The following is a 17,401-nucleotide window of genomic DNA, read 5'->3' on the forward strand; positions in this document are numbered from 1 at the left end:
CGCATCAGGCTGCCGGGAATGACAGCCTTAAGAAAGGGTTAGTATCGCCCGCAGGGCCGGGCAGGTCCACGGCCGAAGCCTAGCCGCCAAGGCCTAAAGCCGCGATAACCTTAATGTCCCTGACCCCGCAAGCCGTAGCCCGTTCGCATCCCCATCCTTCGAGATCCCCGCGTCCGCAGATACCCATGCCGCCCAGCCTCATCCTGAGGAGACCGCGCAGCGGTCGTCTCGAAGGACGAGGCGCGCGCTCAGGCACCACCTGATTACCTCAACCACCGGTTCCCGATCCCGGGAACCTCATCCTCCCCGCGATTAAATTTGCGCAATGCACCCCAAAACCCGTTGCGTTGCACAATGTTGACATCTTAGGCAGGCATGGTCTCCGCGCTGGGCGAGCCATCATTCGTTTTGTGTTTCCAGTCTTCGCACCCGTCACCCGGTTGGCCGGCGGGCGCGCCTGAAGGCTCACTCCGTTTTTTCATTAGTGTGAGGGACAAAGCATGACAGGTACGACTGATCCATTCTCCGCCTCCGTCATTCCGTTCGAGGTTCCGGAGCAGATGCGTGCGTTCGCCGAAAAGGGCGTGTCGCAGGCCCGCGAGAACTACGCCAAGTTCAAGGACGCCGCCGAGACCCACAACGGCACCGTCGAGGCCGTGTTCGCGTCCGCCCACAAGGGCGTCAGCGAATACACCGCCAAGCTGATGGAGTTCGCGAAGGCCAACACCAAGGCCCATCTCGACTTCACCCAGGAGCTGTTCAGCGTGAAGGCGCCGCAGGATGCGTTCGCGCTGTGGACCAACCATTCCAAGGCGCAGCTCGAAACCTTCCAGGCCCAGGCCCGGGAGCTCGCCGAGATCACCCAGCGCGCGGCCACTGCCGCCGCCGAGCCGATCAAGGCCTCTGCCGCGAAGCTCTACCCCGCCGCCTGATCTGGCGCGGCCGTCTCAATTAAGAAACCCGGGCCTAGAGCCCGGGTTTTGCTTTGGAAATAACCTCGTTTGCGGGACGTTTTGAGGGTGTTGCGGCCTTGCCAAAAACGCCCGTTGCACCTAGTTTCCGCCCCGTCCAGCCCCCTCGGTGACCGGCCCTATCAAGGGCGCCCCTCGGGCGGCTCGCAAGGATGCAGTTGTAGCTCAGTTGGTTAGAGCGCCTGTCTGTGGAACAGGAGGTCGGTGGTTCGAGCCCACCCAACTGTACCAGCGGCGCGGACGGCCCTCATTGTCAGAATCTCATTGATAGACACTTCTATTTGCGTCGTCTGAGAGGGCGAAACATGTCAGCGCAAGTGGAATGTACACTGAATCTCCAAAATTTCCCCTTGCATAACTGCGCCTCCTGCGCGTCTCTCCCGTCCCAAATAAACTCCCGCGTGTACCATTCTCGAAATCACCCGCGGGGAAGAGCTGTGGCCATCGACCTTCATCCAAACGCAAAAGCTAGAAATTGCGGAGATTGTCGCGCGTGCGCTCCCGTTGATCGAGATGGATCACGGCAAATTCCTTAGACGAGCATCAGGAGGCGTCATGTTGCTTTTAATGGCGGACGAGGCGCTGCCTCAACGTGGGCCGATCCACGACGCCCTGCTGGCGTATGTCGACGACTATCCATTGGTCGAGTTCATCTTGGACACGCTCGCGATCGAGCTACAAAGCGCCGAATATGAGAAAGAGCCGGCTCGAAAGAAACTAGTTGAAGTCGCTGGCTATGAAAATTCCGCTGCGGTCACAGCGCGGCTTATTGGTCAATTTGAAACTCTACCCAACCAATACAGGACAACGTGCCCGTTACCGAAGGCGCTATGGGGATGTCTGCCCGACGAGAGAAATCAATGGACGTTCGAGACGACTTCCTCACGCTTGGTGCGTACCTCGAAAGACTTGTCTGATTTACTTCCGCTGCACGTGCAGGAAGATGCGGACAAAGCGCAGCGCTTCGGAGGCGGGTTACTGTCTTCGCTTCTTACGGGGCCGCTGACTTGGGAAGAAAATGCAGTGCACATCCAGCGGGACGTCGAAGGATTTATTGGTCCGTATGGAGGTTCAGCCCCTGACCTAGAGGCGCGTCGATTTATACGCTCCGTCTGCGGTCTCGGCCTTGCGCTACGGCTCTTTCAAGTCAACTCAAGTTATCCGGTTTACCCTCCGAAATATGGCTACTTCGTCCATCGCAAGGATAACGAAGGGAATTGGCGAGCGGAGCGAAAACTGGAGCTCGACGATAGGATAAGCTGGGGCCTCGAAAAACTCGAAATGGGCGACTTAGTCAACACGCCAGAAAAACGAGTTCATTGGTGTCCGCGTATCCTAGAGGAAATGGCTCAGGTCATCGCGGCGGGCAAACGCGCCGAGCCAATAATGCTTGCGTCGCAATGGTATTTTGACAGCGCAACAGGCTCAGATCCACTTCTGCCCTTTATCCAAGCCATGGTGGTCCTGGAAATTTTGCTCGGAGACAAAGCTGCCTCAAAAGAAATTGGGCTCAATGAGCTACTTCGAAACAGATGTGCGTACTTGATCGGATCAAGCCAAGAGGAGCGTGAGGATCTCTATAAAACGTTCAGCGACATTTATGATGTTCGATCCCAGATAGTCCACCGGGGTAAGCATCGCTTGAATGCTCACGAGCGCACGCTTCTCAGCCGCTTACGTTCAATGTGTCGCCGCGTGATTCAAAAAGAGGTTGACTTGTTACGAGCGGACAAAAAGAAGGACGTTCCTGCACAGGCGTCCTAGGATCCGCGTGGTGGATAATCGCACGAGCCGGACGCGGTCTGGAAGTCCCCGGTAATCTCGAAGCTCTCCTCCGGGAAAAGAATAGAGCGATCGCCTAGGCACTTGCATAGAATGCCCGAAAATACAGCCCAACTAGATGGCATCACGCGATTCTTAAGCAGGATTGATGATCGCGCACCTGACTAAATCATGATGCCTCAACCTTAAACGGCTAACAGAGATTTAGATCGAATTGGCTTTTCGCAAATTGCTTAAATTCATCCATCGTTTCCGCTGGCAGCTTACGGCATGGTTCCGTATCTCCAGCAATCATAACGAACCCAACTTTGCCTGCAACGTAGTAGATACCAACTCCGCGCTTCCCTGAATTGGATGCTAAGAGCGAATAGCCCGCCTTTCCCTCTGCCTGCGTAATACTCGCTTCGTGCGTCTGTAGGTATTCCAGCTTACGAGAGATTCTCGCGTCCACGACTCGGATGATATTCCCGGCAATCGCGCCGATTCCCTCACCTCGTCGCTGCTCCACCAGCGCTTGAAGCGCCAATCCGATTTCTACGAATTCTACTAGTCCTGCACTGTTCACGATGGATTCGATTGTTGTTGTGCCGTCTAAGTGCACTGTCGTCTGCTGTTTCGGGCCGACGTATGGCTTCTTCAGCTCTAAAAGTCTCCTATATTGGGCAGGGTCGCCAATATAGGCTCGTTCAACATATTTGAGGACGCCGTCTGTGATGTGTGCAAGGCGTTTGCGATCACCATCAATCCGGAGCACGAGAAACTCACAGTCTGGTGGATCGCTTTTTTTTGAGGCTAAGAGTTCGGCGTGACGCTCAGCCAGTCGGGTCGCCGGGTCGAATTTTGCGTTCTGCACGAGTTCTTGTGCAAGCTGGCCAATCAGTGTGAGTGCCGCATCAGCTGCATTTGATGATGCAAACGCAACGGCCGTGTTATCGTCGATGATCTGTATCTTTAGGCCGTGAAACTCGCCACTCACTGGCCCGATCGGATTACCTTTCACCTCCAATAGAGGAGTTAAAAGAGTCTCCCCCACTAGAAAGCCGATTTCTTCATTCGCATAGCCCACGATCAACGTCATGAATTCCGTCCTATAGAAATGAAGGAAGCAAAAGCAAATTATCCGGTTTGCGGCGACAGCACGATCCAGGCCGGCCGCGACCTGAGCCAAACCGAGCAGCTTGGCTAGCACGAACGCAGCCGCCGGCATCGCCGGCAGTTCTAACGCGCATATCACGGATGCCCGGGCGTCTATCCCTGCGCGAGGACGATACAATCCAACCTCATCCCCCTCAGGAGATCATCGCCTTGATCTGTGCAGTGTCCGCAAATTCAATCAGCTCGACGATCTTGCCGTCCTGAAATCTGAACAGGTCCAGGATCTCGGTGCTGGAAGCCTGCCCGGTCGGGCGGTGTCGAACGACGACGCGGGAATGAACGGCGACGCGATCTCCGTCGACCAGCTCGGCCAGGATTTGGCGACCTTCGAAGCCGAATTCCTCAATCAATCTACTGAAGGCCCCACGCAGGGTCGGGTGCCCCTGCATACTCCCTGTCAGTTCGAGGGCGCTCTTGTCGCCCATCAGGGTGAACAGACCTTCGGGATGAAAGGCTGTCACCAAGCCCTCGGCGTCACCGCCGTCGCGTGCGGCGTAAGCGCGTCTGATCAATGCCAGCATCTCTTCACGCTGTCCCATGTCACCCTCCCTGCAGGACGTATCGGTGCAGCCTATCGACCTTTGCGTGTAAACGCAAAATCATCGAGATGAGGGGGAGGGCTCAGCACGCCACGAAGCAGGGGCGTTCGCTTTCGTTCCCCGATTTCAGGAGAAAACGGCGTGGGGCCACGCCGAACCTTTTCACGACCTTGGGTGTTTGTGTTGCGGCAGGACTGACAACGCTGAGGAGCTGAGACATGAACGGTATTATCTATCTGGTCGGACTCGTCGTCGTGATTGGTGTGGTGCTCTCGTTCCTGGGCCTGCGCTGATTGGGTATTTGGGCATTGGTGCGGCGCACTCTCCAGCATTACGGTGACAGTGCACAAAGCTCTCGACGCGGGGAGTGTCCGCAACGCCGCTCAAAGCCAGTATTTGTGCGCGGTCACCGTAGCTCCTCGGTCGGCAATGCGCTATCGGTAGCGAACCAAAGACGTTTACCGACAAGCAAGCCGGGCAAAAAAGATCGTGAGCTTCTTCGAGCGTCTCAAGACAGCAGCATCCGTTGAGTGGCGGGCTTACACCGAGCATCCCTTCACGAACGGATTGGCAGACGGCTCGCTCCCCGAAGCGGCGTTTCGTCACTATCTCGTTCAAGACTACTTGTTCCTCATCGAGTTCGCTCGCGCCTACGCGCTCGCGGTCTACAAGTCGCCCCGACTTGCCGACATGCGTGAAGCCGCCGCCGGCCTGTCGGCGATCCTCGATGTCGAGATGAACCTGCATGTGAAGCTCTGCGCCGATTGGGGTCTGTCCCCGGCCGACCTTGAACAGGCCCCGCCGGCGGCCGAGATGCTGGCCTATACACGCTACGTGCTCGACGCGGGAATGCGCGGCGATCTGCTGGCACTCAAGGTGGCGCTTGCCCCCTGCGTGATCGGGTACGCGGAGATCGCAACGCGGCTCGCCTCGCTACCCCTCGCGCACGCCGCGACGAACGCCTATCGCGTCTGGATCGCCGAGTACGCCGGCGCGCCGTACCAGGAGGTCGCTGCCAAGGCGCGGGCGCATATGGAGCATCTGGCCGATCTCTACGCCACGCCGGCGCGCGAGGCAGAGCTGATGGCGATCTTCAAGGAAGCCACCCGACTCGAGGCAGACTTCTGGGAGATGGCCTGGCGCGCGGGCCAGCGCGTTCAATAACTCTTTCGGCCGGCCAGCAGCGTGCCCGGCGCCACCGCAACCGACACCGGGTTCACCCGCCGCTGATACTGCACCGCGAAGATGTACGTATTCGCGCAGGTCGGCACCTGCAGTGGCTCGAGCGCGCATCCCGCCAGGATGCTCGGCTTCTCGCCCCCTCGAAGCACGAAGCCACAGCTCCGTCGGGAAATCAGTCTGCCAGCTACCCGCCCCATCACGGCGTCGGGGCGACCACATCCTTGAAGTCAGACAAAGCGCGAATGGCTGCCGTTCTGTTCAACACAAATCGCTTCACTTCCTCTTGCTGGCTCGAACTCAAATCCGTCCAGTGATGTTTTTCAGTTGGGAAGCTGATCAGAAGGCCTTCGCTGCGGTGCTGTGCGACTTGGACAGGAACGACGTCATCAGGTGTGTCGACGAGATACTGGTCTGACGGATGATTTTCGGCTTTGAGTGTTCCGGATTGCACCTGATTGGATACCTCGGGAATACCCAACGAGAAACCGAGCGCCTTCAGATCGAAGACCAATGAGCCGGGATGAGTATCGACGCTGACGAACTGGAGAAAGCTGGTCTGCGACTTGGTCACGCCGGTTTTAAGATGACCGTGAACGACCCGCACGAGCTGGCCTTCCGATCCGTTGATCCAGTCGTCGAAGTCCATGAGCGGTGTCGTGAACACGACCGGCTTGCCCACTTGCGCATCCCGCAATTGTTTGGGATCGAACTTGTCGAAGCTCACGGGCGACACCTTGGGCACCTTCTTGAACATGCCGGCTCCGATGGTCAGATCACCGCCGATAATCGGCCCAAAAAGCGAAAGTTCGCGCCCTGTACTCAAGTTCTTGATCTTCACGCGGAGCAAGCTCGATTTGACGCCGATACCCGAGGCACCAAAGAGCGCTGCAATTTTCATCTCCCAGAAGGTGCTCGGCGCATAAACAAGCCGAGGCGGACGGTGCACCTTCTTGTAACCGCCCGTACCTGTCCAAACCAGGTCGACCATGAGGACGACACTGCGATCGATGGCGGCGTTATCTTCGCCGGCCGTCGGAAACGGTTCCGTGCTCCCGACTGCCTTTTGGCCAAGCGCGACGGGCAATCCCGGCAGCTGCATTTTGACGATGGGATCGACCTGGTCGAAGATCGTTTTCGCCCTGAATTCCGACAGGCGCTGATTCAGTGCGGACGCCGCCGCCTTCGTGCGGGCACCTCTCCAGCGTCGGCTGGCGTGACCAACGCATGTGATGCGGACCGAAACCGTCCCATCTTTGGGAATGCCCATGGAACTGCTCCTTTATTGCAGATCTCTTTTTGGTCAGTTGAGCGTTTCGACCGGTTCAATGCGCCGAAATGGATTTATCACGCGTGTGCTGTCAGGGGTTCCACGCAGATCACACAGCTTTGGACAGCGACGACAAGGTGTCGCCACGAACGCTGATATGCGGATTGCGTTCGATGCCAACAGCTGGATGACATCAAAGAAGTTTTGCTCCAAGCGAGTTATCGCGCACAGCCTGCCTCACCTCGCCACCACCCACACCACCACCGGCAACGTCACAGCCGCCAGCAGCGTGCCCAGCGCCACCGCGCCCGATACCGGGTTCACCAGCCGCTGATACTGTACCGCGAAGATATACGCATTGGCGCCGGTCGGCATCGCCGCAAACAGCACGACGACGCCGGCCGCGAGTGGCGGCAGGTCGAGCATCCTTGCCAGCGCGAAGGCGGCCGCCGGCATCGCCAGCAGTTTGAGCGCGCTCATCACGACCACGCTCAACATCTCGCCCTTGACCTCGAACCTGAACAGATTGATGCCGAGCGCGATCAGCGCCGCCGGCGATCCCGCCTGCGCCAGCAGCTCAACGGTCCGGTCGACGACGGGATGCAGGCCGAGGCCGGTGAGGCGCCAGACGAGGCCGAAGCCGATCGCGAGCATGATCGGGTTGCGGGCGAGATCGCGCAGCACCGGCAGGATCAGCGACGCGGCAGAGGCGGTCTGCTTGCGGTCGACCAGCTCCATCTGCAGCGTGCCGCAGAGCCAGAGCAGCGGCGTGTTCACCGACAGGATCAGCGCCATCGGGCCTGCCGCCTCATTGCCGAGCGCCGAGAGCGTCAGGGGAATGCCGAGCATCACGATGTTGCCGTAGACCGAGCCGATCGCGAACACGACGCCGTCCTCGCGGTCCTCGCGCCGCTGCCGCAGCAGCGCCGAGAGCAGGAGCGCCGCGATCCAGGTCAGCGCGAGCGCGCCGTAATAGGCGCCCCACATCCGCCACGGGCTGACGCCGGAAAATTCCGAGACGACGATGGTGCGGAACAGCAGCGCGGGAATCGCGATGCTGAAGGCGAATTCGCTGATGCCCTTGTGCGCGGTCTCCGAGACGAAGCGAAACAGCACCGCGGCATAGCCGGCCGCGATCAGCGCAAACACCGGCGCGACGATCAGCACCGTGGTCATGCGCCGCTACGACCCCATCTCGATGATCCGGCGCGCCATCCGCACATTGGCATAGTCGATCATCTTGCCGTCGAGCGTCACCGCGCCCTGGCCCTGCGCCTCGGCGTGCTCCATGGCCGCGACCACCCGCCGCGCGTGCGCGAGCTCGGTGTCGGACGGGACGAACGCCCGCAGCGTCGGCTCGATCTGGTCGGGATGGATCACCTGCTTGCCGTCAAAACCCATCGCAGCCGCCTTGAGCGCGCTGCTTTCCGTCAGTCTGCCATCCCGGAACGCGCCGCACGGACCGTCGATGGCGCGCAGGCCGAACGCGCGCGCGGCCACCAGCAGGCGCATCATCGGATAGGCGAACAGGTCGAGCGGCGCGGAGGCATAGCCGCTCTGGGCGGAGCCGACGTGGCGGTAGCCGTCCGGCGATGCGCCGATTTCCGAGGAGCGGGCGCCGATCGACGCCGCGAAATCGCCGACACCGAGATGAAGGGCCGCGACGCTGTCGTGCGCGGCGGCGAGCGCGTCGACATTGACGAGACCCAGCGCGGTCTCGATCAGCAGTTCGAGCGCAACAGGCGAGGGGCGATCGGGCGCGGCCGCACGCAGCTGATCGGCAATGGCGGCGATGTCGCTCGGGCGCTCCGCCTTCGGCACGATCACCGAGTCCAGCCGGGGCAGTGCGGCGAGCTTGCGGATTTCCTGCGCGATGAAGGGGCTGTCGACGGCGTTGAGCCTGACCGCGACGACCTTGTTGCCCCAATCCAGCGAGGACAGCGCCCGCGCAGCTTCCTCCAGCGCCGCGCTCTTCTCGGAGGGCGGCACGGCGTCCTCGAGGTCCATGAACACCGCATCCGCGGCCGAGGCAGCCGCCTTGGCGACGAGACGGGAGCGATGCGCGGGAACGGCCAGATAGACCCGCGTCGGCCGCTGAGGCGCCATCGTCATGTTTCCTTTGCGAGACCGAGCTCGCTGAGGATGGATTGGTTGTGCTGCCCGACGTCAGGCACCGGATCCATCCGCGGCGACAGGCCCGGAATGGTGAGAGCCGGCAGGAAGCTCATCACCGGGCCGCAACGAGTGCCCACCGTTTGCACCCGGGAGCGGGCGCGGAGCTGCTCGTGCTCCAGGAACGCCTCGACCGAATTCAGATGCGCGTTGGCGATCGAGGCCTCGTCGAGCAGCCGCAGCACCTCGTCACTGGTCATCGCTGCAAAACGCTGCTCGATATGGACCTGCAGATCGTCTCTGTTCTGCATGCGCAGCGGATTGCTGCGGAAGCGGGGGTGGTCGGCAAGGGCCGCCTCGCCAAGCACGACGGCGCACAGCGATCGCCATTCCCGGTCGTTCTGGATGCCGAAGAAAATCGTGTTGCCGTCTCCGACGCGGAACGGGCCATACGGCGCTATCGTTGCGTGCCTTGCCCCGGTTCGCGGCAGCGGCCGGCCCGTACTCTGCGTGTAGAAGGCGGGATGGCTCATCCAGTCCGTGATGGAATCGAACAGCGAGGCCTGGAAGGCGGTGCCCTTGCCGGTGCGCTCGCGGCGATACAGCGCCATCAGCACGCCGTTGAGGATGTACATGCCGGTGGCGATATCGACCACCGAAAGCCCGACCTTGGCAGGCTCCGCCTCGGTGCCGTTGATGGCGAGGACGCCGGCCTCGCACTGCACCAGGAGATCGTAAGCCTTCTTGTCGCTGTAGGGACCGCCCGCGCCATAGCCCGACACGTCGCAGGCGATGATCCGGGGAAACTTCCGCAGGAGCGAAGCGGCATCGAGGCCCAGCCGCTCCGCCGCACCGGGCGCCAGGTTCTGGATGAAGACGTCGGCCTGCGGCAGCAGGGCCTCGAGCACCTTCTGGCCATCAGGGCTCTTGATGTCGATGGCGAGGCTTTCCTTCGACCTGTTGGTCCAGACGAACTGGCTCGACATCCCGTTCATCACGTGATCGTAGTCGCGGCAGAAATCGCCATCGCCCGGCCGCTCGATCTTGATGACGCGCGCGCCCCAGTCCGCAAGATGCCGGCTGGCCAGAGGAGCCGCGATCGCCTGCTCGAGCGAGACCACCGTCACGCCCGACAGCGGCAGCTCCGCCTCATGTCGCTCCATGCAATCGTCTCCGCTCCCGCTCACGCTTTTGTCCAGCGCAGGAGACAAGCCGACCACCCCACGCACGTTCTGTGATGATGGCATCATGCTCCTGTTTTGCCCGACGAGTCAAATCTATTTCGTAAAATCCGCAAAAATGCGATCCGCAAAGTTCAATCGCCACATGGACTTGGCTACTGTGCATGGGGTTGTTTTCGCGGTTTTTGTTTTTGGGGGTCCCTGTTGCCGAGACCGCACACGTCCCGCCTTTCGCATCTCCCCTCGGTTGCCAACGAACCCCCGTTCACCCACTATCGCCTCCGACTCGACATTTGGGGGGATCGATGCCGGCGTTCCGCTTTAAGAAATCCGTGAAGACATACACGGCTGCCGCGATCACGGGGATCGCCCTGGCCGTCCTGATCCAGCCGGGTGAAGGCTTTGCCTACTCCCAGGAGGAGCAGCAGGCCTGCACGCCGGATGCGATGCGGCTGTGCGGCGAGTTCGTTCCGAACGTCGACGCCATCACCGCCTGCATGATCCAGAAGAAGTCGCAGCTCTCGCCGCAGTGCCGGGCCTTCTTCCGGCCTGGACCGGAGCCGGGCATGGCGGCCGCGCCCCGCGCCGGCAAGCCGACCAGCATCGCGCCCAGGAGCTCGGCCCGGACGGCGAAGAAGAGCACCAAGCCGGCCAAGAAGAAGAAAGCCAGCGAAGGCTGAGCGCGGGCGCCGCGTTCCCTTTTTGAAACTCGATCATGCCCGGGCCACAGCGCGCAGTGCGTTTGAAGTCCCGGGCATTTGCGTGTCGCGGCCCTCGTTCGCTCGCCCCTTGAGTCAAACTGACCCAGGCATCAGCCCCACACCAGCCACCGGACTCCTTTGTTCGCCTCCGCGTGCGGACGCTTGCGATAAGGCGGGATGGAAACGGCTAGCGAAACGGATTGCGCGGCGAGGTTGCATTCCGCTTCGTCCTGCCAAGGCTGCTCAAAAAACGCACGATTGCTGGCGCGAAAGGTGTTGCGATGCAGCTCGCAGCCGTCGTCGCACGCAGTAGTGTGACTCAAAAGCCAACGCGCTTTGTTATTTCATGGCGCCAGCATAACTTATGATAAATTTTTCTTTCCCGAATCACCGCGGTGATTCATTTTCGCCGCCTGGGGTCAATCTGGAGGCAGAGGTATGAACGTTATTGTTTTTGCATCGCGTAAAGGTGGCTCAGGCAAGAGTACCCTGGCCGCGCATCTCGCCGCGCAGATCAAGGCGACCAAGCCGATCCTGCTCGTCGATGCCGATCCGCAAGGCTCGCTCACGCTGTGGCACAAGCTGCGTGGCACCAACGAGCCGCCGATCAAGTCCGCGGTGAACTCGGTCAGCGGCATCGTCTCCGCGGCCAAGCGCGACGGTTATGAATGGGTGTTGATCGACACGCCGCCAAACCTGTCGGCCGTCGTCGACGACGCCATCCGCAATGCCACCATGGTGGTGATTCCTGCCCGTCCCGGCGTGTTCGACGTCAACGCGGTGCAGGAAACCATCCAGATGTGCCGTGCGGCGCGCAAGCCCTACGCGGTCGTGCTCAACGGTGCGCCGGCGCGCCGCGACGAGTCCGAAAGCCCGATCGTCACCATCGCCCGCGAGGCGTTGGCGAAGTTCCGTGCTCCGGTGTGGGGCGGCCAGATCACCAACCGTTCGGATCTGCTGATGGCGCTGAGCCACGGCGAGGGCGCGCGGGAATATCAGGCCGAGAGCCGTGCGGCGCAGGAAATCGCAAGGCTGTGGGCGGCGATCGAACGTTCGGTGAAGGCTATTCGCGGCACGGCGTCGGCGTCCGGCGCAATGCACAAGCAGGCGGCGTAATTTTCATAAATCCATTCCCCGGACGAAAAACGCGCGGACCTCCGCGCGTTTTGCGTTTTTCGGGCGAGCACGATCCGGAAAAGTGTGAAGCGGTTTTCCGATAAGATCGTGCTCAAGAAAGTGGATGGAAGTTACGCCACCATCAGCATGTAGAACACGATCACCGGCGACAGAGTGAGGATCACCGACCAGATGCCGGCGGCCCAGAGAATGTCCTCGGTGGTAAAGCCCTGCTGTCCAGCGTCGTAATGCGACGCCATCTCGTTATGACTATTCACAAACGCCCCCGCGATTTCTTCGCTTATGGGCATGAACGCTACACGGGATATTTTAAAATTCCGGGTCGCAGTTTCGCGCGCTTTTGAACACAGCTGCTACCACGAGTTAACCATCGCGGCGCGCTGGCATCACGCCAGCCAGACTCGAAACACCAGCACCGGCATCAGGCCGAGCATCACCGCCCAGAAGCCGAACGACGACACCACCACAATTCCCCGCAAGAAATCAGCCGACGCGAACATGTCTGCCGCCGTCGGGCGGATGCGTTGCCCCATGATCATTCCCCCATTTGAAAAGACTTTGAATGAAGACGATAGGCGCGATTGCGTAAACGAGCCGTGGATGCGCCATGCGGCAGCAGCGAAGGCCGTTGGGGCGGGGTTAACCACGCGCACGCTCTATCACACCCTCTCCCCGTTCTTACGGGGAGAGGGTGGGGTGAGGGGCTATCAGCTACGCCGCGACTTGCATCCGCCGTTCGATCTCGCGGTCGAGCTGGACTGCGAGTTCGCTGCCGATCTCGACCATCGGCAGGCGCACTTCGGGGCTGTCGATCAAACCCGTGCGCCACAGCCAGTATTTTGCCGGCGCGGGACTGGGCTCGGTGAACAACAGGCGCGTCAGGTCCGCGACCTCCTGCCAGCGCGCCAGCGCTGCATCGTGATTGCCGCGCTTCAGCTCGGCATGGACAGCCGCGAACGTCGCGGTCTCGAGATGGGCTGACAGCACGATGCCGCCATCGGCGCCGTCGCTGAGCGCCTCGAAATAATTCGCATCCTCGCCGGTCAGCACGCGAAAGTCCGCAGGCCTGTCGCGCAGCAGCGCGATGGATTGCTCGCGGCTTGCGCCGCAATCCTTCAGGCCGATGATGTTCGGATGCCCGGCAAGCCGCAGCAGCGTCTGGTTGGTGATGTTGACCGAGGTGCGATAGGGGATGTTGTAGAGCGCGAGCGGCCAGGCGGCGTGATCGGCGAGCGCCTCGAAATGCGCCAGAAGGCCGCGCTGCGAGGGCCGCACATAATACGGGCTCGCGATCAGATAACCGTCGATCGGCCAGTCCGCGGTCTCGTCGAGACGCTCCTTCAGCCGCGAGGTGTCCGCGCCTGAAAGTCCGAGGCAGATCGGAAGCTTGCTGTGGCCGGTGGTCAGCTCGTCGCGCACGATGGCGACGAGGCGTTCGAGTTCGGCTTCGCGCAGCGTCATGCCTTCACCGGAGGTCGCCCCCAGGATGAAGCCGTCGACGGCCTGCCCGCTGTAATGCCGTGTCAGCCGGCGCAGCGACCTCTCGTCGAGAGCGCCGTCGCGAAACGGCGTTATCAGCGGCAGCCAGAGCCCGTGCAATTGTTCCTGTAGTCCGGTCATGTTCCATCTCCTTCTCGGGAAAAATCCTGAGACGGGGCACATGAAAAAAACCCCGTCCAGGCGGCGGGGTTTTCGAAGTTTCGGCTCGCGATGACGAAGGCTGTTAGCGCGCGCAAAAATCCGAGGTCCCCAGATGGGGGCCTTTTTTCGAGGCGACTGCCTGCGAAGAGATTGCGCACGACTTCGTGATCATTCGCAAATGATGCGGGGTAAGCATGGAACTGTCAATACACGCGGAGGGCGATGGCCGGATTTGCCAAAAAAAGCCGGGCTCGATCGAGCCCGGCTTAAGGTATTGGCCACGTGAGGCCGACACAATCACCTTCCAAGAGGGATTACTGAACTCCCGCGCCACTGGAGGAGGGGGACAAATGCGCAACGCGAAGGCTCAGCGTAGAAACATTATGGGCTAGCCTCGCGCCATGCATCAAGCGTCCAAGCCGCATGTCAGACATGCGGAAATCAGGACGGCCAGCGCTGCGCTTTGCTCACCACGAAGTCGCGGAACACTTGCACGCGCGCGACCGTCTTCAGCTCTTCCGGATAAACAAAATACGTATCGAGCTGGATCGAATCCGATTCGCCGAACAGCTGCACGAGGCGGCTCTGTTCTTCGATCAGATAGTCCGGCAGCGCCGCGATGCCGAGGCCCTGCTGACAGGCGCGGACGAGGCCGAGAATGTTGTTGACCCTGAAATAGGCTTCGCGCGGACCCGAGCCGTTGCGCCCCGCTTCGACCAGCCAGTTGCGGTTCTGAAGATGCGGGGCGAAGTTGCCGTCAGAGAGCGTGATGATGCGGTGGGAGTCGAGCTCCTCCAGCGTGCGCGGCGTGCCGAAGCGCTTGATGTAATCAGGCGAGCAATAGGCGTGGAAGCCCATCGCGAACAGCTTGCGCTGAATGAGATCCGGCTGCGTCGGCTTGCGGGTGCGGATCGCGACGTCGGCCTCCCGCATCGACAGGTCGAGCTCCTCGTCGGTGACGATCAGCGAGATCCGGATTTCCGGATAGAGCGCGGTGAATTCGCCGAGCCTGGGGATCAGCCAGTTGATGCCGACGCCGGGCGTGGTGGTGATCTTGAGATCGCCACTCGGCCGCTCGCGGCTGTCGGTCAGTTTCGCGCGCGCCGCCTGCAGCTGCATGAAGACGTCATGGGCGGTGCGGAACAGGAGGTCGCCCTGTTCGGTGAGGATCAGGCCGCGGGCGTGGCGGTGGAACAGCGAGACCGAGAGCTCCTGCTCCAGTGCCGAGACCTGGCGTGACACCGCCGATTGCGACAGGCCGAGCTGCTCGCCCGCGTGCGTGAAGCTGCCCGCTTCCGCCGCGGCGTGAAACACCTTCAGCTTGTCCCAGTCCATATCCGTAAATCCGTCGCGTGTTCTTGCCATGATGTCTATTCCGCTGCCGCGCGCTCGCTGGCGCGCAGGGCCAAAAATCGTTCCGCCTCGAGCGCCGCCATGCAGCCGAGGCCGGCCGCCGTGACCGCCTGACGATAGGTCTCGTCGGCGACGTCGCCGGCGGCGAACAGGCCGGGGACCGAGGTCGCGGTCGAGTTCGGGGCGACCTCGACATAGCCCGACGGTTTCAGCTTGACCTGCCCAGCCACGAGCTCGGTCGCCGGGGCATGCCCGATGGCGATGAAGACGCCGTCGGTCGGCACATCGGTCAACGCGCCGGACTTGACGTTCTTCAGTCGCACATGGGTGACCTTGTTCGGGTTCTCGGTGCCGCAGATCTCGTCGACGGCTGAGTCCCAGACCACCTTGATCTTCGGGTGCTTGAACAGACGCTCCTGCAGGATGCGTTCGGCGCGGAAGTGATCGCGACGATGCACGATGGTGACCTGCGAGGCATGGTTGGTGAGATACAGGGCTTCTTCGACCGCGGTATTGCCGCCGCCGACCACCACGACTTGCTTGTTGCGGTAGAAGAAGCCGTCACAGGTGGCACAGGCCGACACGCCGCCGCCCTGGAATTTCGCTTCGGACGGCAGCCCGAGCCAGCGCGCCTGGGCGCCGGTGGCGAGGATCACGGTGTCGGCGAGATAGACGTCACCGCTATCGCAGGTGAGGCGAAAGGGTCGCTGCGAGGTGTCGAGCTTCGTCACCAGATCGGTCTTGATCTGGGTGCCCACATGCAGCGCCTGCTTCTCCATCTGCTCCATCAGCCAGGGGCCCTGGATCACGTCGGCGAAGCCGGGATAGTTCTCGACGTCGGTGGTGATGGTGAGCTGGCCGCCTGCCTGGATGCCCTGGATCAGGATCGGCTCGAGCATCGCGCGCGCGGCGTAGATCGCCGCCGTGTAGCCTGCGGGGCCGGAGCCGATGATGACGACCTTTGCATGGACAGCGGCGGACATTTCGACAGATGCCTTTCACGGGGGACTGCAGCGCGGGCGCGGAACGTGCCGGGAGGCCTCGCGGAGGCGCTGAAATATCAGAGGTAATCTAAGCCTTCTGGTGAGCTATGCAAGAATTGCATTCCCTATCGGCGGATTTTTCCAACAGGGAACAAAAGTCGATTGCGCTGCACGCGCAATAAAATTGCGCCGGTCGTGCGGTCTGGGCTATGAGGATTGCGACAAAGCCACCGATACCGCCGCAAGACCAGGAGTTCCAATCACGTGTCGCGGAACCTAGACGAGATCGACCTGAAGATTCTCACCGAGATTCAGGCCGACGGTCGAATCACGAATGTCGAGCTGGCCAAGCGCGTCGGCATTTCGCCCCCGCCCTGCCTGCGCCGCGTGCGGGCGCTGGAGGAGGAGGGGTATATCCACGGCTATCGCGGGCTTCTGGATGCACGCAAGCTCGGCTTCGACGTCACGGTGTTTGCCGCAGTGCACCTCTCCAGCCAGGCGGAGGCCGATTTGCGCGCCTTCGAGGAGTTCGTCCGCGCCGAGCCGCTGGTGCGCGAGTGCTGGATGCTGTCGGGCGAAGTCGATTTCATCCTGAAATGCGTCGCACCCGACATGGCCACCTTCCAGGATTTCGTCACCCACCTGACCGCCGCCCCGCACGTCCGCAACGTGCGGACCTCGCTGGTGCTGCACAATTCGAAATACGAGGCGGCCGTGCCGCTCGACGTGAGAGGAAGAAGGTAGTTCGTCCTCTCCCCGCAGGCGGAGCGAGGTGGAGTAAGCCGCACCCCCTCGGCAACACTAGATACAAAAGGCCGCGCATCGCGCGGCCTTTTCAAATCACGCGCGACGGCAAATCGTTACCGCCACTCCACCTTGGTGATCTCATAAGCCTTGGCGCCGCCGGGTGCGTTGACCTCCACTGTTGAGCCCTTCTTCTTGCCGATCAGCGCGCGCGCGAGCGGCGAGGTGATGGAGATGCGGCCCTTCTTGGCGTCGGCCTCGACCTCGCCGACGATCTGCCACACCGTCTTCTTTTCGGTGTCCTCGTCGACCAGTGTCACGGTCGCGCCGAACTTGATGGTGTCGCCGGACAGCTTCGAGATGTCGATGATGTCGGCGCGCGCCAGCTTGTCCTCGAGCTCGGCGATGCGGCCTTCATTGTGGGACTGCTCTTCCTTCGCGGCGTGGTATTCCGCGTTCTCCGAAAGGTCTCCGTGCGAGCGCGCCTCGGCGATATGCTCGATGATCCGCGGACGGTCCTCCGACTGGCGCTTCTTCAGTTCTTCCCCGAGCGCGGCAAAGCCGCCCGCTGTCATCGGTACCTTTTCCATCTCTTCTCTCGTCCTTCGGTCGCGCGCGCCCTGAAAAGTCAGCGCGCACGCAACTTGATTCGT

General features: G+C 61.4%; 19 protein-coding genes and 1 tRNA gene. 7 read left to right on the forward strand and 13 right to left on the reverse strand.

Annotated features, from left to right (window positions below):
* The first annotated feature begins 500 nt into the window (after positions 1-500).
* The 3 genes from AB3L03_RS23115 to AB3L03_RS23125 all read left to right on the forward strand — a co-directional run bounded on the left by AB3L03_RS23115 (position 501) and on the right by AB3L03_RS23125 (position 2,735).
* A complete protein-coding gene (locus tag AB3L03_RS23115) occupies positions 501-932 on the forward strand; it encodes a phasin (RefSeq protein WP_368507085.1) in 432 nt (143 codons plus the stop codon).
* A 193-nt stretch (positions 933-1,125) separates the two neighbouring features.
* Positions 1,126-1,202 (forward strand) — tRNA-His (locus tag AB3L03_RS23120).
* Between the two features lie 324 nt (positions 1,203-1,526).
* Positions 1,527-2,735: a hypothetical protein gene (locus AB3L03_RS23125; RefSeq protein ID WP_368507086.1), complete on the forward strand. Its 1,209-nt coding sequence runs from the start codon at positions 1,527-1,529 to the stop codon at positions 2,733-2,735.
* Between the two features lie 211 nt (positions 2,736-2,946).
* Here AB3L03_RS23125 and AB3L03_RS23130 read toward each other — a convergent pair whose 3' ends face one another.
* Together AB3L03_RS23130 and AB3L03_RS23135 are read right to left on the reverse strand one after the other, a co-directional pair.
* The gene (locus AB3L03_RS23130; RefSeq protein ID WP_368507087.1) at positions 2,947-3,831 is read right to left on the reverse strand and encodes a hypothetical protein; all 885 of its coding nucleotides are present in this window, start codon (positions 3,829-3,831) and stop codon (positions 2,947-2,949) included.
* 211 nt (positions 3,832-4,042) lie between these two features.
* Entirely contained in the window at positions 4,043-4,447 is a 405-nt protein-coding gene (locus AB3L03_RS23135) for a nuclear transport factor 2 family protein (RefSeq protein WP_368507088.1), read from the reverse strand.
* A 489-nt stretch (positions 4,448-4,936) separates the two neighbouring features.
* Between AB3L03_RS23135 and tenA the strand changes: the two genes are divergently transcribed.
* Positions 4,937-5,611 carry a thiaminase II gene (gene tenA, locus AB3L03_RS23140; RefSeq protein ID WP_368507089.1) on the forward strand — a complete coding sequence of 225 codons (675 nt, stop codon included), beginning with the start codon at positions 4,937-4,939 and terminating at the stop codon, positions 5,609-5,611.
* On the opposite strand, the gene AB3L03_RS23145 is transcribed toward tenA, so the two are convergent.
* The 5 genes from AB3L03_RS23145 to AB3L03_RS23165 all read right to left on the reverse strand — a co-directional run bounded on the left by AB3L03_RS23145 (position 5,605) and on the right by AB3L03_RS23165 (position 10,171).
* Positions 5,605-5,778 carry a hypothetical protein gene (locus tag AB3L03_RS23145; RefSeq protein ID WP_368507090.1) on the reverse strand — a complete coding sequence of 58 codons (174 nt, stop codon included), beginning with the start codon at positions 5,776-5,778 and terminating at the stop codon, positions 5,605-5,607. The two genes, tenA and AB3L03_RS23145, sit on opposite strands and share 7 nt — an antisense overlap.
* A 47-nt stretch (positions 5,779-5,825) precedes the next feature.
* Entirely contained in the window at positions 5,826-6,896 is a 1,071-nt protein-coding gene (locus AB3L03_RS23150) for a hypothetical protein (RefSeq protein WP_085354353.1), read from the reverse strand.
* A gap of 237 nt (positions 6,897-7,133) precedes the next feature.
* Complete coding sequence (locus AB3L03_RS23155; RefSeq protein WP_247296200.1) at positions 7,134-8,072, reverse strand: AEC family transporter; 939 nt, start codon at positions 8,070-8,072, stop codon at positions 7,134-7,136.
* Between the two features lie 6 nt (positions 8,073-8,078).
* Positions 8,079-9,008 carry a CoA ester lyase gene (locus tag AB3L03_RS23160; protein WP_368507091.1) on the reverse strand — a complete coding sequence of 310 codons (930 nt, stop codon included), beginning with the start codon at positions 9,006-9,008 and terminating at the stop codon, positions 8,079-8,081.
* Positions 9,005-10,171: a CaiB/BaiF CoA transferase family protein gene (locus tag AB3L03_RS23165; RefSeq protein WP_368507092.1), complete on the reverse strand. Its 1,167-nt coding sequence runs from the start codon at positions 10,169-10,171 to the stop codon at positions 9,005-9,007. Before AB3L03_RS23165 ends, AB3L03_RS23160 begins: the two co-directional genes overlap by 4 nt.
* A 323-nt stretch (positions 10,172-10,494) precedes the next feature.
* On the opposite strand from AB3L03_RS23165, the gene AB3L03_RS23170 reads away from it, so the two are divergent.
* The gene (locus AB3L03_RS23170) at positions 10,495-10,869 is read left to right on the forward strand and encodes a hypothetical protein (RefSeq protein ID WP_085348773.1); all 375 of its coding nucleotides are present in this window, start codon (positions 10,495-10,497) and stop codon (positions 10,867-10,869) included.
* A gap of 459 nt (positions 10,870-11,328) precedes the next feature.
* A complete protein-coding gene (locus tag AB3L03_RS23175) occupies positions 11,329-12,006 on the forward strand; it encodes a ParA family protein (protein ID WP_007596685.1) in 678 nt (225 codons plus the stop codon).
* Between the two features lie 131 nt (positions 12,007-12,137).
* Here AB3L03_RS23175 and AB3L03_RS23180 read toward each other — a convergent pair whose 3' ends face one another.
* The 5 genes from AB3L03_RS23180 to trxB form a co-directional block, all read right to left on the reverse strand.
* Complete coding sequence (locus AB3L03_RS23180; RefSeq protein WP_007596684.1) at positions 12,138-12,317, reverse strand: hypothetical protein; 180 nt, start codon at positions 12,315-12,317, stop codon at positions 12,138-12,140.
* 96 nt (positions 12,318-12,413) lie between these two features.
* Entirely contained in the window at positions 12,414-12,560 is a 147-nt protein-coding gene (locus AB3L03_RS23185; protein WP_166517545.1) for a hypothetical protein, read from the reverse strand.
* A gap of 178 nt (positions 12,561-12,738) precedes the next feature.
* Positions 12,739-13,647 (reverse strand): 4-hydroxy-tetrahydrodipicolinate synthase, encoded by a 909-nt coding sequence (locus AB3L03_RS23190; RefSeq protein ID WP_204512334.1) that lies wholly within the window; start codon positions 13,645-13,647, stop codon positions 12,739-12,741.
* A gap of 462 nt (positions 13,648-14,109) precedes the next feature.
* The gene (locus AB3L03_RS23195; RefSeq protein WP_007614700.1) at positions 14,110-15,033 is read right to left on the reverse strand and encodes a LysR family transcriptional regulator; all 924 of its coding nucleotides are present in this window, start codon (positions 15,031-15,033) and stop codon (positions 14,110-14,112) included.
* A gap of 5 nt (positions 15,034-15,038) precedes the next feature.
* Positions 15,039-16,004, reverse strand: coding sequence for a thioredoxin-disulfide reductase (gene trxB / locus AB3L03_RS23200; protein WP_018453588.1), 966 nt, complete (start codon positions 16,002-16,004; stop codon positions 15,039-15,041).
* 264 nt (positions 16,005-16,268) lie between these two features.
* Here trxB and AB3L03_RS23205 point away from each other — a divergent pair, with 264 nt between their 5' ends.
* Positions 16,269-16,748: an Lrp/AsnC family transcriptional regulator gene (locus AB3L03_RS23205; RefSeq protein WP_007596676.1), complete on the forward strand. Its 480-nt coding sequence runs from the start codon at positions 16,269-16,271 to the stop codon at positions 16,746-16,748.
* A 116-nt stretch (positions 16,749-16,864) separates the two neighbouring features.
* On the opposite strand, the gene greA is transcribed toward AB3L03_RS23205, so the two are convergent.
* Positions 16,865-17,338: a transcription elongation factor GreA gene (greA, locus tag AB3L03_RS23210; protein WP_007596674.1), complete on the reverse strand. Its 474-nt coding sequence runs from the start codon at positions 17,336-17,338 to the stop codon at positions 16,865-16,867.
* Positions 17,339-17,401: the final 63 nt, after the last annotated feature.

It is taken from the genome of Bradyrhizobium lupini, assembly GCF_040939785.1.
Taxonomy (GTDB): domain Bacteria; phylum Pseudomonadota; class Alphaproteobacteria; order Rhizobiales; family Xanthobacteraceae; genus Bradyrhizobium; species Bradyrhizobium canariense_D.

What these genes read in the sequence shown, in the direction of transcription:
- AB3L03_RS23115 (WP_368507085.1), top strand. Translation starts at nt 501, where the DNA reads ATGACAGGTACGACTGATCCATTCTCCGCCTCCGTCATTCCGTTCGAG.
- AB3L03_RS23125 (WP_368507086.1), top strand. Translation starts at nt 1,527, where the DNA reads ATGTTGCTTTTAATGGCGGACGAGGCGCTGCCTCAACGTGGGCCGATC.
- AB3L03_RS23130 (WP_368507087.1), bottom strand. Translation starts at nt 3,831, where the DNA reads ATGACGTTGATCGTGGGCTATGCGAATGAAGAAATCGGCTTTCTAGTG.
- AB3L03_RS23135 (WP_368507088.1), bottom strand. Translation starts at nt 4,447, where the DNA reads ATGGGACAGCGTGAAGAGATGCTGGCATTGATCAGACGCGCTTACGCC.
- AB3L03_RS23150 (WP_085354353.1), bottom strand. Translation starts at nt 6,896, where the DNA reads ATGGGCATTCCCAAAGATGGGACGGTTTCGGTCCGCATCACATGCGTT.
- AB3L03_RS23155 (WP_247296200.1), bottom strand. Translation starts at nt 8,072, where the DNA reads ATGACCACGGTGCTGATCGTCGCGCCGGTGTTTGCGCTGATCGCGGCC.
- AB3L03_RS23160 (WP_368507091.1), bottom strand. Translation starts at nt 9,008, where the DNA reads ATGACGATGGCGCCTCAGCGGCCGACGCGGGTCTATCTGGCCGTTCCC.
- AB3L03_RS23165 (WP_368507092.1), bottom strand. Translation starts at nt 10,171, where the DNA reads ATGGAGCGACATGAGGCGGAGCTGCCGCTGTCGGGCGTGACGGTGGTC.
- AB3L03_RS23170 (WP_085348773.1), top strand. Translation starts at nt 10,495, where the DNA reads ATGCCGGCGTTCCGCTTTAAGAAATCCGTGAAGACATACACGGCTGCC.
- AB3L03_RS23175 (WP_007596685.1), top strand. Translation starts at nt 11,329, where the DNA reads ATGAACGTTATTGTTTTTGCATCGCGTAAAGGTGGCTCAGGCAAGAGT.
- AB3L03_RS23180 (WP_007596684.1), bottom strand. Translation starts at nt 12,317, where the DNA reads ATGCCCATAAGCGAAGAAATCGCGGGGGCGTTTGTGAATAGTCATAAC.
- AB3L03_RS23185 (WP_166517545.1), bottom strand. Translation starts at nt 12,560, where the DNA reads ATGGGGCAACGCATCCGCCCGACGGCGGCAGACATGTTCGCGTCGGCT.
- AB3L03_RS23190 (WP_204512334.1), bottom strand. Translation starts at nt 13,647, where the DNA reads ATGACCGGACTACAGGAACAATTGCACGGGCTCTGGCTGCCGCTGATA.
- AB3L03_RS23195 (WP_007614700.1), bottom strand. Translation starts at nt 15,033, where the DNA reads ATGGCAAGAACACGCGACGGATTTACGGATATGGACTGGGACAAGCTG.
- trxB (WP_018453588.1), bottom strand. Translation starts at nt 16,004, where the DNA reads ATGTCCGCCGCTGTCCATGCAAAGGTCGTCATCATCGGCTCCGGCCCC.
- greA (WP_007596674.1), bottom strand. Translation starts at nt 17,338, where the DNA reads ATGGAAAAGGTACCGATGACAGCGGGCGGCTTTGCCGCGCTCGGGGAA.